The organism is Aeromonas sobria (assembly GCF_006243315.1).
Lineage (GTDB): Bacteria > Pseudomonadota > Gammaproteobacteria > Enterobacterales > Aeromonadaceae > Aeromonas > Aeromonas sobria_A.
Genome location: NZ_NKWE01000017.1, coordinates 132,846 through 147,506 on the forward strand (window position 1 = coordinate 132,846; position 14,661 = coordinate 147,506).

Annotated in this window: 10 protein-coding genes; 9 read left to right on the forward strand and 1 reads right to left on the reverse strand. The window is 61.6% G+C overall.

The genetic code is table 11. The annotated features are described in order from the left end of the window. Positions 1-8: 8 nt before the first annotated feature. The 9 genes from ssnA (at position 9) to xdhC (ending at position 13,811) form a co-directional block, all read left to right on the forward strand. A complete protein-coding gene (gene ssnA / locus CF137_RS04490; RefSeq protein ID WP_139718170.1) occupies positions 9-1,337 on the forward strand; it encodes a putative aminohydrolase SsnA in 1,329 nt (442 codons plus the stop codon). Between the two features lie 81 nt (positions 1,338-1,418). Beyond that, the gene (ygfM, locus tag CF137_RS04495; RefSeq protein WP_139718171.1) at positions 1,419-2,195 is read left to right on the forward strand and encodes a molybdopterin-dependent oxidoreductase FAD-binding subunit; all 777 of its coding nucleotides are present in this window, start codon (positions 1,419-1,421) and stop codon (positions 2,193-2,195) included. Beyond that, positions 2,192-5,089 (forward strand): molybdopterin-dependent oxidoreductase Mo/Fe-S-binding subunit, encoded by a 2,898-nt coding sequence (locus CF137_RS04500; protein ID WP_204787359.1) that lies wholly within the window; start codon positions 2,192-2,194, stop codon positions 5,087-5,089. Before ygfM ends, CF137_RS04500 begins: the two co-directional genes overlap by 4 nt. A 95-nt stretch (positions 5,090-5,184) precedes the next feature. Continuing rightward, on the forward strand, positions 5,185-6,708 hold the full coding sequence (locus tag CF137_RS04505) for a nucleobase:cation symporter-2 family protein (protein ID WP_139718172.1): 1,524 nt from the start codon (positions 5,185-5,187) through the stop codon (positions 6,706-6,708). A 52-nt stretch (positions 6,709-6,760) separates the two neighbouring features. After that, positions 6,761-8,077, forward strand: a complete 1,317-nt coding sequence (gene guaD, locus CF137_RS04510; RefSeq protein ID WP_139718173.1) for a guanine deaminase — start codon at positions 6,761-6,763, stop codon at positions 8,075-8,077. 394 nt (positions 8,078-8,471) lie between these two features. Then, positions 8,472-9,773 (forward strand): NCS2 family permease, encoded by a 1,302-nt coding sequence (locus tag CF137_RS04515; RefSeq protein ID WP_232790212.1) that lies wholly within the window; start codon positions 8,472-8,474, stop codon positions 9,771-9,773. A gap of 366 nt (positions 9,774-10,139) precedes the next feature. Then, positions 10,140-12,458: a xanthine dehydrogenase molybdenum-binding subunit XdhA gene (xdhA, locus tag CF137_RS04520; RefSeq protein ID WP_139718174.1), complete on the forward strand. Its 2,319-nt coding sequence runs from the start codon at positions 10,140-10,142 to the stop codon at positions 12,456-12,458. Beyond that, positions 12,451-13,329 carry a xanthine dehydrogenase FAD-binding subunit XdhB gene (xdhB, locus tag CF137_RS04525; RefSeq protein ID WP_139718175.1) on the forward strand — a complete coding sequence of 293 codons (879 nt, stop codon included), beginning with the start codon at positions 12,451-12,453 and terminating at the stop codon, positions 13,327-13,329. The genes xdhA and xdhB overlap by 8 nt, the downstream gene beginning before the upstream one ends. After that, positions 13,326-13,811, forward strand: coding sequence for a xanthine dehydrogenase iron sulfur-binding subunit XdhC (gene xdhC / locus CF137_RS04530; protein WP_108535481.1), 486 nt, complete (start codon positions 13,326-13,328; stop codon positions 13,809-13,811). The genes xdhB and xdhC overlap by 4 nt, the downstream gene beginning before the upstream one ends. 117 nt (positions 13,812-13,928) lie before the next feature. Here xdhC and CF137_RS04535 read toward each other — a convergent pair whose 3' ends face one another. Next, the gene (locus CF137_RS04535; protein ID WP_101319909.1) at positions 13,929-14,468 is read right to left on the reverse strand and encodes a glycine zipper 2TM domain-containing protein; all 540 of its coding nucleotides are present in this window, start codon (positions 14,466-14,468) and stop codon (positions 13,929-13,931) included. Positions 14,469-14,661: the final 193 nt, after the last annotated feature.

Sequence of the window (14,661 nt, forward strand, 5' to 3'; positions counted from 1 at the left end):
AGCACACCATGTTTATTCTGAAAAACGTCACCGCCGTCCAGCTGGAGCCGACCCGGGTACTGGAAGGGGTGGATATCGCCATCGAAGGGACGCTTATTAAAGCGGTGGGGCCCAATCTGCGGGCCCTCTACCCGGATGCCAACTATCGGGAGATGGGTGGCAAGCTGGTGATGCCGGGCATCGTCTGTGCCCACAACCACTTCTACTCCGGCCTGTCGCGGGGGATCATGGCCAACATCGCCCCCTGCCCGGACTTTATCTCCACCCTGAAAAACCTCTGGTGGCGGCTCGATCGGGCGCTCGATGAGGAGTCCCTCTACTACAGCGGTCTCATCTGCTCGCTGGAGGCGATCAAGAGCGGCTGCAGCGCGGTGATCGACCACCACGCCTCGCCCAACTTCATCAAGGGCTCGCTGAATGTGCTGCGCAAAGGGTTTGTGGAGGCGGGTCTGCGCGGCATGACCTGCTTCGAGACCACGGATCGCAACGGCGGCCTCGCCGAGCTGCAGGCCGGGGTGGAGGAGAACATCCTGTTCGCCCAACAGATCGATGCCGCCAAGGCCAAGGGGAGCGAACCCTATCTGGTGGAGGCCCATATCGGCGCCCACGCCCCCTTCACCGTGCCCGACGAAGGGCTGGCCATGCTGCGCGAAGCGGTGCAGGTCACCGGTCGCGGTCTGCATATCCATGTGGCGGAAGACAGATACGACATGGCTCACGGCCACCACCACTATGGCAAGGAGCCCATCGCCCGGCTGGATGAATTTGGCCTTATCGACAGCAAATCCCTGGTCGCCCATGGTATCTACCTGAGCCCGGCCGACATCGAGCTGCTCAACAGCCGCGATGCCTTCCTGGTGCACAACGCCCGCTCCAACATGAACAACCACGTGGGCTACAACATGCACTTGCCTGAGTACCGCAATCTGGCGCTCGGCACCGACGGCATCGGCTCCGACATGCTCGAAGAGCTCAAGTTCGCCTACTTCAAGCACAAGGATGCCGGTGGCGCCCTGTGGCCTGACAGCTTTGCCCGCTTCCTGTGGAACGGCAACACCCTGCTGGAGCGCAACTTCGGCGCCAAGTTTGGCCGCCTGGAGCCAGGCTACAAGGCCGACCTCACCATCTGCGACTACGACTCACCGACCCCGCTGGCGCCGCGCAACCTCGGCGGCCATCTCGCCTTCGGCATGGGATCTGCCAGCGTCAACAGCGTGATGGTGGAGGGGCGCATGGTCTATCAGGACCGCGAGTTCCCGTTCGATGTCGCGCCCATTTATCAGCAGGCCAGCAAGGTGGCGAGCCGCCTGTGGCAACGGATGGATCAGCTGGCCTAAGGCCACCCTCCACAGTTTTGGACCGGATTGCCCGCCCTGTGGATTCACCCCGGCGGCGGGCAGCAAGAGTAAGGACGACACATGATTGAGCAATTCTTCCGACCCGAACAACTGGGTCAGGCTTTGGAACTCAAGGCCAGCTTCGGCAACGACGCCGTCTACATGGGGGGCGGCAGCAAGCTTAACGCCGCCCCGACCCGCACCGACAAGAAGGTGGTCATTTCGCTGGACCAGTTGGGACTGAACCAGATTGAACAGCAGCAGGGCCAGCTCCATATCGGCGCCACCGTCACCCTGCAGACCCTCAAGGATGATCCCCGCACCCCGGCCGCCCTGTGCGAGGCGCTGGGATTTGTCTACTCCCGCCATTTGCGCAATCAGGCCACCATTGGCGGCGAACTTGCCTGCCAGCAGCAGGACTCCCCGCTGCTGCCGGTACTGCTGGTGCTTGAAGCGGTAGTGGTGCTGGAGAACAACCTGCTGCAACCCATCGACGCCTATCTGGCGGGTCAGCGCAATGCCCTGGTGCTGGGGATTGTGCTGCCGGAGCCTGAACTGCGCTGCGTCACTCGCCGCATCAGCCGCAACGCCGACGGGCTGGCGGTGATGACCGCCGCCGTGGCCCTCGACAGCATTGGTGAGATGCGGGTGGCCGTCGCTGGCGTCACCCCGCAGCCAATGCGGCTGCGGGATCTGGAGCGCCGCGATCTGCACGATGTCGCGCTGGAGGCCGCCGTGAGCGAGCTGATTTCGCCCCGTGAGGATCTGGCGGGCAGCATAAGTTACAAGCGGTATATCAGCGGCGTGGTGGTGGCGGATCTGTTGGTGGACTGCCAGCAGCAGGAGGTGCAAGCATGATGGAACTCAACTTTACCCTGAACGGTGCCCTGCGTACCGTCATCTGCAAGGCTGGTGACAATGCCCAGCGGGTGCTGTTCAACCAGTGCCGGATGCACTCGGTGCGCAACAGCGACGACGGCTTCGGTTTTGCTGGCTCCGATGCCATCCTGTTCAACGGCAAGGTGATCAACGCCTCTCTGCTGATCGCCGCCCAGCTGGAGGGGGCGCAGGTGCGCACCGCCGAGTCGCTGGGCAGCTGGAACCAGCTCAGTCTGGTGCAGCAGGCGATGGTGGATGTGGGGGTGGTGCAGTCCGGTTACAACGATCCGGCCGCCGCGCTGATTGTCACCGACCTGCTTGATCGCCATCCCGAGCCCACTCGTGATCAAATTGACGATGCCCTCTCGGGCCTGTTTCACCGCGATGGCGGTTACCAGCAGTTCTATCAGGCCATCGAGCTGGCCTGCTCGCGGATGAAGAACCCGGATTATCTGTGCCAGATCGCCCCGGAGTTTCGCGACGATCTGCGCCATATCGGCAAGAGCTGCCCGAAAGTGGACGCCGCCAAGATGGTGCAGGCCAAGCCCTGCTACGTGGAGGACAGGGTTACCGAGGATGCGCTGATCATCAAGATGCTGCGCAGCCCCCATCCCCATGCGGTGATCACCAAACTCGATGTGAGCCGCGCCGAGGCGCTGCCGGGGGTGGTGCACGTCATCACCCATCTCAACTGCCCGGATGTGTTTTACACCCCGGGTGGCCAGAGCGCCCCCGAGCCGTCACCGCTCGATCGCCGCATGTTCAGCCGCAAGGTGCGCCACGTCGGTGATCGGGTCGCCGCTGTGGTGGCCGAGAGTGAAGCGGTGGCGCTGGCGGCCCTTAAACTCATCGAGGTCGAATATCAGGTGCTGCCTGCGGTCATGAATATCGACGAGGCGATGGCCCCCAATGCACCGCTGGTGCATGACGAGCCCATCATCTACATGGCTGGCGCGCCTGCGGATCTCGAGCAGCAGAACGCCTGCTCGGTGCGCCGTGGCGACGAGCACATGATCATCAACTTCCCCATCGGCTCCCGCCCGCACGAGAACATCGCCGCCAGCGTCCATGGTCAGATCGGTGACGTGGCAACAGGCTTTGCCGAGGCAGACGAGATTGTCGAGCGTACCTACGAATCGACCCAGGCCCAGCAGTGCCCGACCGAGCCGCACATCTGCTTCACCTACATGGATGGGGATCGTCTGGTCATTCACGCCTCCACTCAGGTGCCGTGGCACGTGCGCCGTCAGGTGGCGCGCATCGTCGGCCTCAAGCAACATCAGGTGCATGTGATCAAGGAGCGGGTAGGGGGCGGCTTTGGCTCCAAGCAGGATATCTTGCTGGAAGAGGTGTGCGCCTGGGCGACCAAGGTCACCGGCCGTCCGGTCACCTTCCGCTACACCCGTGAAGAGGAGTTCATCAGCAACACCTCCCGCCACGTGGCCAAGGTGAAGGTGAAAGTGGGGGCCAAAAAAGATGGCACCATTACCGCCATCGAGATGGATTTTCGTGCCAACACTGGCCCTTACGGCAACCACTCATTGACGGTGCCGAGCAACGGCCCGGCGCTCTCCCTGCCGCTCTATCCGTGCGACAACGTGCGCTTTACCGTCAACACCTACTACAGCAACATCTGCCCGACCGGCGCCTATCAGGGTTATGGCGCGCCCAAGGGTAACTTCGCCCTGACCATGGCCATCGCCGAACTGGCCGAGAAACTGGGGATCGACCAACTCGACATGGTGGAGCACAACCGGGTGCACGAAGGGGACATCCTCAAGGTGCTGGGCGCCATCGGTGAGGGCAAGATGCCGACTTCTGTGCCCCACGCCGCCAGCTGCGCCCTCGAACCCATCCTCAAGCAGGGTCGCGAGCTGATTGCCTGGGACAGCCCCAAACCCGCTGACGGGGATTGGCGCATCGGTCGTGGCATCGCCATCATCATGCAAAAATCGGGGATCCCCGATATCGATCAGGCCAACTGCATGGTCAAGCTAGAATCGGATGGCACCTTGATCGTCCACTCCGGTGGTGCCGATATCGGCACCGGTCTGGATACCGTGGTGGCCAAGTTGACCGCCGAGGTGCTCGGTTGCCCGCTCAGCGATGTGCATGTGATCTCTGGCGATACCGATCACGCCCTGTTCGACAAGGGGGCCTACGCCTCGTCTGGTACCTGCTTCTCCGGTAATGCGGCCAAGATGGCGGCCGAGAACCTCAAGGCGAAGATCCTGTTCCACGGTGCCGCCATGCTGGGCGAGCCGGTCGAAGATGTAGAGTTGGTTCACCCGGGCATAGTGCGCGGCAAGCTGGGGGAGGTCTCTCTTGCCAAGATTGCCCACAAATCAGAGACCGGCACCGGTTTTGGCATTCTGGTGGGCACCGCCAGCTACATCACCTCGGAGCTTGCCTTCCCGTATGGCGCCAACTTCGCCGAGGTGGCGGTCAACGTCAGAACTGGCCAGATCCGCCTCGACAAGTTCTACGCCCTGCTCGACTGCGGCACCCCCATCAACCCGGAGCTGGCCCTCGGCCAGATCTACGGGGCGACCATGCGGGCCATCGGCCACACCATGACCGAGGAGATCTGCTACGACAGCAAGGGCATCCCGCTCACCCGGGATCTGAAGAGCTATGGTGCGCCCAAGATTGGCGATATTCCCCGCGACTTCCGGGCCTTCCTGGTACCGAGTGACGACAAGGTCGGCCCCTACGGCGCCAAGTCCATCTCGGAGATCGGGGTGAACGGTGCGGCACCTGCCATCGCCACTGCCATCCACGACGCCTGCGGTGTCTGGCTGCGCAAGTGGCACTTCACGCCGGAGCAGATCCTGCGCGAACTGGGCAAGCTGGAGCAAAAAGTGTCGGCATAACAAAAGAAAAGGTGAGGGGCGGGTGAACGCTCGCCCCCATCGCCTGACGGCGGAATGAGTACTCCGCCTCCATTCTGTGTGATGGGACAAACACGATGTCTAAAACAACACGCAAGCACTCTGATCTTATTTACGAGCTGGAAGACAAACCCCCGTTTTATCAAACCCTGATGGGCGCAGTGACCCATCTACTGGCCATTTTTGTGCCCATGGTGACCCCGGCGCTGATCGTCGGCGGCGCGCTGGGGCTATCAACCGAGACCACTGCCTATCTGGTCTCCATGGCGATGATCGCCTCCGGTATCGGCACCTGGCTGCAGGTGAACCGCTATGGCCCCATAGGATCGGGCCTGCTCTCTATCCAGTCGGTCAACTTCTCCTTCGTCACCGTGATGATCGCCCTTGGCGGTGCCATGAAAAAAGATGGCCTGCACGAGGAGCTGATCGTCTCGACCCTGCTGGGCGTTTCCTTCGTCGGGGCTTTTCTGGTGGTGGGTTCCTCCTTCGTGCTGCCCTACCTCAAGCGGGTGATCACCCCGACCGTGAGCGGTGTGGTGGTGTTGATGATCGGCCTGAGCCTTATCAAGGTGGGCATTATCGATTTTGGCGGCGGCTTTTCCGCTATGAGCAGCGGCACCTTCGGCAAATACGAGAACATAGGGCTGGGGCTCTTGGTACTCTGCGTCATCGTCGCCTTCAACTGCAGCAGGAGCCCGCTGCTGCGCATGAGCGGCATCGCCATCGGTCTGATGGTGGGTTATGTGGTGGCCCTGATGCTCGGCATGGTGGATTTCTCCGCCCTTGAGAACCTGCCGCTTATCACTGTGCCTATCCCGTTCAAGTACGGTTTCTCCTTCGATTTTCATGCCTTTCTGCTGGCCGGTACCATCTATCTGTTGAGCGTGCTGGAGGCGGTGGGGGACATTACCGCCACCGCCATGGTCTCCCGGCGGGAGATCCAGGGCCCCGAGTTTCAAAAACGGCTCTCCGGCGGCGTGCTGGCTGATGGGTTGGTCTCGGTGATCGCCTCGGCCCTCGGCTCTTTGCCGCTCACCACCTTCGCCCAGAACAACGGCGTCATCCAGATGACCGGGGTGGCCTCACGCCATGTGGGCAAGTTTATTGCCGTCATTCTGGTGCTGCTGGGGCTCTTCCCTGTTGTGGGACGCTTCTTTACCACCATACCGTCACCTGTGATGGGGGGCGCCATGGTCATCATGTTCTCGATGATCGCCATCGCCGGTGGTCGCATCATCATCAGCCACGGTTTCGATCGGCGGGAGACTCTGATTGTCGCTACCTCGCTGGGCCTTGGGCTTGGCGTCTCCTACGACCCGAACGTCTTCAAGGTGCTGCCAGCCGGGATCTACATGCTGGTGGAGAACCCTATCTGCGCCGGGGGGATCACCGCCATCATCATGAATCTGGTGTTACCGCAAAGCCGCAAGCGCAAGGCGGCCGCCAAGGATGCCGAGGCGGTGGAGGTGATCCAGCTGAGCGACAAACCGGATGTGATCTTTACCGCCCGCAGCGCGGGCCAGCCATCGGCCAGCAAGGGTGAGGGTTCATCAGACGAAGTGCCCGCGCGAGCGGTGGCGCCTCAAATCGAACGGATCTGACGGTTAAACCGGCAAAAAACGTCAACAGAACAAGAAAAACAGGGAAACAGTTATGAAAAACGACAACTCTGTCAAAGCGGTGCGCGGCAGCTTCTTCGATATCACCCGGGTGGTGGATCAGCCCGAGGAGATTGAGGCCAACGCCCGTCTGGTCGAGGATGGCCTGCTGATCATTCGCAACGGCTGTATCGACTGGTTTGGTGAGTGGGAGCAGGGGAAAGATCGCATTCCGGCCGAGGTGCGGGTGCGGGATTACCGCGGCAAGATGATAGTGCCGGGCTTTGTCGATACCCACATTCACTATCCCCAGAGCGAGATGGTGGGGGCCTATGGTGAGCAGCTGCTGGAGTGGCTCAACAGTCACACCTTCCCGGCCGAGCGGCGCTACAACGATCTCGAGTATGCCCGCGAGATGTCCACCTTCTTCATCAAGCAGCTGCTGCGCAACGGCACCACCACGGCGCTGGTGTTCGGCACCGTCCACCCCGAGTCGGTGGATGCCCTGTTCGAGGCGGCCAGCCGCATCAATATGCGGATGATCGCCGGTAAGGTGATGATGGATCGCAACGCCCCCGATTATCTGCTGGATACCGCGCAGAGCAGTTATGAGCAGAGCAAGCAGCTTATCGAGCGCTGGCACGGCAACGGTCGCCTGCTCTATGCCATCACACCACGATTTGCACCCACCTCGACACCCGAGCAGCTGACGATGGCGCGGCGACTGCGCGAAGAGTTTCCCACCACCTATCTACACACCCATCTGTGCGAGAACAAGGAGGAGATCGCCTGGGTCAAATCCCTGTTCCCAGCGCATCAGGGCTATCTCGATGTCTATCACCAGCACGGGCTGACCGGCCACAACTGCGTCTTTGCCCACTGCGTCCATCTGGAAGAGCAGGAGTGGGATTGCCTGAAAGAGACCGGCTCCACCATCGCCTTTTGCCCCACCTCGAATCTTTATCTCGGCAGTGGTCTGTTCAAGCTGCACAAGGCGTGGCGCAAGCAGATAAAGGTGGGGATGGGCACCGACATCGGTGCGGGCACCACCTTCAACATGCTGCAGACCCTCAACGAGGCCTACAAGGTGATGCAGTTGCAAGGGGAGCGGCTCTCGGCCTATCAGGCTTTCTATCTGGCGACGCTGGGCGGCGCCCATGCGCTGGGGCTGGATGAGAAGATCGGCAGCTTTGCGCTGGGCAAGGAGGCGGATTTCGTGGTGCTCGACCCGGTCGCCACCCCGCTGCAGCAGCTGCGTTATGACAACTCCACCACCCTGCGGGACAAGCTCTTTGTGCTGCTGACCCTGGGGGATGACAGATCCATCTACCGCACCTATGTGGATGGCCAACTGGTACACGAACGGGGGTAGGGGATGGAGGGGCTGCCGCGGCGCAGCCCCAAAGCATACGGCGGCTGGCGTGCCCATAGGGGTGCCAGTCTTGCCGCACGACAGGGGATATCCCCGCAATAGAACCTGAAATGGCCGGTTTTTTGACCAGCAAGGCAAACGTTTGAGTCAAGGCTGCCTGCCCTGGTCTGTCTGTCGCACTCTCTGCCGCCATCGCCTGTTTTTCACCAGACTGGCGCTCGGCAGACCCGCAGATCCTGTCGCCATTTCGTCATGGAATATTCAGGCGCGAGTGAAGGAGTTGGGTATGACCCAAGCAAACAGCAGGACAAACAGCGTGGAACAGCTGGCCAATGATGACGCCGGCAAGAGCGCACTAAAGCAACAGCCAATCACGGCTCTTGATCGCTACTTTATGATCAGCGAGCGGGGCAGCAACGTCAGGCAGGAGGTACTGGCGGGGCTCACCACCTTCCTTGCCATGGTCTACTCGGTGATCGTGGTGCCGAGCATGCTCGGCAAGGCGGGTTTTCCCCCCGGCGCGGTGTTTGTCGCCACCTGTCTGGTGGCAGGTTTTGGTTCGCTCTTGATGGGGCTCTGGGCCAAGTTGCCAATGGCCATCGGTTGCGCCATCTCGCTGACCGCCTTTACCGCCTTCAGTCTGGTGCTGGGGCAGCAGATCCCCATTCCAGTGGCCCTCGGCGCCGTCTTCCTGATGGGGGTGATCTTTACCGCCATCTCGGTGACCGGGGTGCGTAGCTGGATCCTCGACAACCTGCCGATGGGGATTGCCCACGGCACCGGCATCGGTATCGGTCTCTTCCTGCTGCTCATCGCCGCCAACGGGGTGGGGCTGGTGATCAAGAACCCGCTGGAGGGGTTGCCGGTGGCGCTGGGAGCTTTTACCTCCATGCCGGTCATCATGTCCCTGATTGGCCTGGCGGTGATCTTCGGGCTGGAGAAGTTGAAAGTACCGGGGGGGATCCTGCTGGTGATCATCGCCATCTCCATCTTTGGCCTGATCTTCGATCCGGCGGTGAAGTATCAGGGGCTGTTCGCCCTGCCGAGCCTTTCGGATGAGCAGGGCAAGTCCCTGATCTTCAGTCTGGATATCATGGGGGCCCTCTCGCCGCTGGTACTGCCAAGCGTGCTGGCGCTGGTGATGACGGCGGTGTTTGATGCCACCGGCACCATCCGGGCGGTGGCGGGGCAGGCCAACCTGCTGGATAAAGATGGGCACATCATCAACAGCGGCAAGGCGCTGAGTGCCGACTCGGTCAGCAGCATCTTCTCCAGTCTGGTGGGGGCGGCGCCTGCTGCCGTCTATATCGAATCGGCGGCGGGCACGGCGGCGGGGGGCAAAACCGGCCTGACCGCCACCGTGGTGGGCGGCCTGTTCCTGTTGATGCTGTTCCTCTCGCCGCTCTCCTATCTGGTGCCGGCCTATGCCACCGCGCCAGCCCTGATGTATGTGGGGCTGTTGATGCTGAGCAATGTCACCAAGCTCGATTTCGATGACTTTGTCGGGGCTATGTCCGGTCTGATGTGCGCCGTCTTTATCGTGCTCACCTGCAATATCGTCACCGGCATTATGCTGGGCTTCAGTTCGCTGGTGATTGGCCGCATCTGCTCCAAGGAGTGGCACAAGCTCAATATAGGGACCGTCATCATCGCCCTGATGCTGGTGCTTTTCTATGCCGGGGGCTGGGCTATTTAGGGATACCCCCCCGTTTGGGGCCGCGCTGGCGGCCCCATTTTTATGCCTGCGGCGCTCAGCCCGCCCGCGTTGGCTATCTTGCCTCAGCCGCTTCTGCAGTGGAGTGGTGCCATTGCTATACCATTTTGATAAATCCCCCTACCAGATTGATAGGGTCTCGCCCTTGCTGTCCCCGTGCTGCCGTTTTTTTCACCGCAAATTTGCCGCTGTTTGCCAACGGTTCGCCACTGCAGACCAGGAACGGGGGGCGAGACGGGATCCCCTTCACACTTCTCCCCATTGTCCTGACGATTGCTGGAAACAGGCGCATATCTTGCTGTTTTTTATGCCGGTTCCAGATTTTTCCCTTCGAAAAAGGACTTGCATATGTCCATAGGATTACCGTTCAAGCGGGTGGATGCCGAGGCCAAGGTGACCGGCAGCGCCCGCTATACCGATGACAACATCATGCTCGGGATGCGCCACGCCAAGTATGTGCGCAGCAACATCGCCCACGGCAAGGTGCTCGCCATCGACGCCACCGAGGCGCTGGCCCTGCACGGGGTTGAAGCCGTGTTTACCCATGAAGATGTGCCCACCACCTGCTTTCGCACCGCCGGTCACGCCTGGTCCCTTGATGAGACCAAACGGGATGTGAAAGACCGCCGCCTGCTCACCGACCATGTGCGCCACTTCGGCGATGGGGTTGCCATCGTCGTAGCTCGTGATCCGCTGGTCGCCGAAAAAGCGGCCTCGCTGGTCAAGGTGAGCTACGAGCCGCTGCCGGTGATGACGGATGCCGAAAGTGCGCTGGCCGACGGTGCCTATCCCATCCACCCGAGCGGCAATCTGCTACGCCAAAGCCAGCTTCGTGCCAATGACCCGGAGCAGGCCATCGCCGCCGCCGATCTGCAGTTTCAGGCGCATTACCAGACCCCTGTGGTGCAGCACTGCCATCTGGAGACGGTGACCTGCTACGCCTACATGGATCAGCCGGACCACATCATAGTGGTCAGCAGCACCCAGATCCCCCAGATAGTGCGCAGCCGGGTCGCCAAATCCCTCGGCCTGCCCTGGTCCAGCGTGCGGGTGATCAAGCCCTATATGGGCGGCGGTTTTGGCAACAAGCAGGATGTGCTGGAAGAGCCGATGGCGGCGTTTTTGAGCTATAAGCTCGGCGGCGTACCGGTCAAGGTAACGCTCAGTCGTGAGGAGTGCTTCTTCGCCTCCCGCACCCGCCACGGCTTTGCCATCGACGGCAAGATTGGCCTCAACCGCGACGGCACCCTCAAGGGTTATCAGCTCGATGTGCTCTCCAACACCGGCGGCTATGCCTCCCACGGCCACTCCATCGCCAGCGCCGGTGGCAACAAGATCAGCTACCTCTATCCGCGCAGCGCTTTTGGTTATGACGCCACGACCTTCTACAGCAACCTGCCCACCGCCGGAGCCATGCGCGGTTACGGCGCGCCCCAGGTGATTTTTGCCCTCGAATGCATGCTCGATGACGCTTGCGTCGAGTTGGGGCTCGACCCGCTCGACGTGCGTATCGCCAACGTGGCGCGGGAAGGGGATGTCAATCAGGTCAACCAGAAGACCATCTACAGCGCCGGGTTGCCAGACTGCCTGCTGCGTGGTCGCGAGATGTTTGAGTGGGATCGGCTCAAGGCCGAGTGTCTGGGGCAGGATCCCGCGAGCCGGGTGCGGCGCGGCATCGGGGTGGCCTGTTTCAGCTACGGCTCCAACACCTATCCGGTGGGGGTCGAAATTGCCGGCGCCCGCATGCTGCTCAATCAGGATGGCACCGTCAATCTGCAGATCGGTGCCACCGAGATAGGGCAGGGGTCGGATACCGTCTTTGCCCAGATGGCGGCCCAGACCTTGGGCATTCCGTTTGAGCAAATCCGGGTCATCTCGACTCAGGATACCGACATCACCGCCTACGATCCGGGCTCATTCGCCTCGCGTCAGAGTTATGTGGCGGCCCCCGCCATCCATCAGGCTGCGTTGCAACTGCGGGCGCGCATTCTGTCGTTGGCGGCCCAGCTCTGCCATCAGGATGTGGGGTCGCTGGCCCTGATCGACGGTTACGTGGTGCTGGCCGGTGCGCCGGACAAGGTGCTGATCAGCGTCGCCGAGGTGTCGGTCAACGCCTACTACCACCTCACCATCGGCGGTCAGATCACCGCCGAGGTCTCCCACAAGACCACCACCAACCCGCCCAGTTTCGGCTGTACCTTTGTCGATCTCAGCGTCGATATCGATCTCTGCAAGGTGACCATCAATCGCATCATCAACCTGCATGATGCCGGCAAGATCCTCAATCCACAGTTGGCGGAGGGGCAGGTGCATGGCGGCATGGGGATGGGGATTGGCTGGTCGCTGTTTGAGGAGATGATCATCGACGCCAAAACCGGCGTGGTGCGTAATCCCAACCTGCTCGACTACAAGTTCCCCACCATGCTGGATTTGCCAGAGCTCGAATGCGACTTCGTGCAGACCTATGAGCCCCAGTCGGTCTATGGCCACAAATCTTTGGGAGAACCGCCCATCATCTCGCCGGGGCCGGCCATTCGTAACGCCATTCGCATGGCGACCGGCGTCGCCATCAATGAGCTGCCCATCACCCCCAAGACCCTGTTTCGGGAGTTTGTCGCGGCGGGTTTGATCACCGAGGGTTCAGGGGAGGAGCAACACCATGTTTGATATTGCCCGTTACTACAAGGCGCACAGTGTGGCCGAGGCGCTCGCCCTGCGCCTGGCCGACCCCGAGGCGCGCCTGCTGGCCGGTGGCACCGATGTGATGATCCAGCTTCATCATCTCAACCCTGCCTATCGCCATATCGTCGATATTCACGACTTGCCGGAACTCAAAGGGGTGAGCGAGCTGGCTGATGGATCGATCCGCATCGGCTCTGGCACCACCTTTACCGAGATCATCGAAAACGCGCTGGTGCAGCGCCGCCTGCCGATGCTGGCGGAAGCGGCCGCCACCATCGCGGGTCCGCAGATCCGCAACGTCGCCACCTATGGCGGCAACATTTGCAACGGCGCCACCAGTGCCGACTCGGCAGCGCCCACGGTCGCGCTGGAAGCCGAACTGGAAATCGCTGGCCCGGGCGGCACGCGCCGCATCCCCATCGCCGGTTTTCACACCGGCCCCGGCAAGGTGGCACTGCAACCGGCGGACATTCTGGTGGCGTTTCATTTTGCCCCGGATCCCCATCCTCATGTGGGCTCCCACTACTTCAAATACGCCATGCGGGGGGCCATGGATATCGCCACCATCGGCTGCGCCGCCTACTGCCAGATTGAAAATGGCCACTTCAAGCGCCTGCGGCTGGCCTACGGGGTGGCGGCGCCGACACCGGTGCGCACTCCTCACGCAGAGGCGGCAGCCGAGGGGCAACCGCTAACCCGGGCGACGCTGGTGGCCATTGCCGAGGCGGTGGTGGCCGATGTGGCGCCGCGCTCCTCCTGGCGGGCGGAAAAAGAGTTTCGCCTGCACCTTATCAAAACCCTGGCGCAGCGGGTGGTCGCCTGCGCTGTCGAACGTGCCGGAGGCAAGATCCTATGATGCAACCGCAAACCTGTCCCACTGTTGCGATCCAGTGCGAGATCAACGGCAAGCCTTACTCCTATGCGGTGTCGCCCACCATGTCGCTGCTCTACTTCCTGCGCGGGCAGGGGCTGATCAGTGTGAAAGAGGGGTGCAGCGTCGGCGAGTGCGGCGCCTGTACCGTGCGGGTGGATGGTATCGCCATCGACAGCTGCCTCTATCTCGCGGTATGGGCCGATGGCAAGTCCATTCGTACCGTGGAGGGGGAGCGGCAAGGCAACCAGCTCTCCGATGTGCAGCAGGCCTTCATCGACGAGGGGGCTGTGCAGTGCGGTTTTTGCACCCCAGGGCTCGTGATGGCGAGCGCGGCTTTACTCGACAAGACAGATCGCCGCCCGCTGACCGATGCGGAGATCCGCCGCGGCCTTTCGGGCAATCTCTGCCGCTGCACCGGTTATCAGAACGTGGTGCGGGCGGTGAAAAAATGCTGCAAGGGGTAACAGCCTCAGCGCAATGACCGTGAGTGCCATTGTTTGAAAAAAGGGAAACAAGCGGCCCAAAAACTACAGGCCCGCCTCGAAAGAGGCGGGCCTGCTGCTGACTGGCGCCAGGAGAAATCACACTTTTGGCTGGTCGATCACCAGTTTTCCCTCCTTGACCGGGATGGTGGCACCGGGGGCTTGCTTCATGCGGATCACCCCCTCTTGACCGGCGAGGCGATAGGTCACGTCATAACCTATGGTGTTGACGCTGCTCTGTTGCACGGTTTTGCAGCGCTGCTCGGTGGTGGTGTAGGTGTCGCTAGCCTGCATATTGCCCTGCACCTGATTACCGGCATATCCCCCTGCCACAGCTCCGGCGGCGGTCGCCACTTTTTTGCCGCTGCCACCGCCAAACTGGTGGCCAACCACTCCCCCCAGCGCGGCACCGACCACGGAACCCAGGATCTTGTGCTCATCCTGTACCGGCTTGCGGTGGGTCACAGTGACGTTGCGGCACTCCTGCTTCGGGGTCTTGATGGTCTCGGTGATCGGCTTGCTGGCGATCACCTCGGCAAAAGTGGGCTCTGGGGTGAAGAGGGAGCCGCTAGCTGCTGCCGAGAGCGCCAGGGCCGAGGCGATGCCAATACCGATACCTGCCATCATGGACGTGTTCATGTTGTTCTCCTGCCGTGTATAGGGTGCTCATCGAGCTTGGCGTCATCTTGTCATAACCGGTTGGTTGGACAAGCTCAGGTGCGCGGGTCTGCGACAGTCGCTGACAAGGTCAAAAATAGCCACCCTGAAAAAGTGTCTGGCTTTGGCGACAACGATGTAAAAGTGACCAGATTGTCATTTTCAGAAGACGACT

Coding starts and splice junctions, on each gene's coding strand:
- CF137_RS04515 (WP_232790212.1), top strand. CDS start 8,472: ATGATCAGCGAGCGGGGCAGCAACGTCAGGCAGGAGGTACTGGCGGGG.
- ygfM (WP_139718171.1), top strand. CDS start 1,419: ATGATTGAGCAATTCTTCCGACCCGAACAACTGGGTCAGGCTTTGGAA.
- xdhB (WP_139718175.1), top strand. CDS start 12,451: ATGTTTGATATTGCCCGTTACTACAAGGCGCACAGTGTGGCCGAGGCG.
- xdhA (WP_139718174.1), top strand. CDS start 10,140: ATGTCCATAGGATTACCGTTCAAGCGGGTGGATGCCGAGGCCAAGGTG.
- CF137_RS04500 (WP_204787359.1), top strand. CDS start 2,192: ATGATGGAACTCAACTTTACCCTGAACGGTGCCCTGCGTACCGTCATC.
- ssnA (WP_139718170.1), top strand. CDS start 9: ATGTTTATTCTGAAAAACGTCACCGCCGTCCAGCTGGAGCCGACCCGG.
- guaD (WP_139718173.1), top strand. CDS start 6,761: ATGAAAAACGACAACTCTGTCAAAGCGGTGCGCGGCAGCTTCTTCGAT.
- CF137_RS04505 (WP_139718172.1), top strand. CDS start 5,185: ATGTCTAAAACAACACGCAAGCACTCTGATCTTATTTACGAGCTGGAA.
- xdhC (WP_108535481.1), top strand. CDS start 13,326: ATGATGCAACCGCAAACCTGTCCCACTGTTGCGATCCAGTGCGAGATC.
- CF137_RS04535 (WP_101319909.1), bottom strand. CDS start 14,468: ATGAACACGTCCATGATGGCAGGTATCGGTATTGGCATCGCCTCGGCC.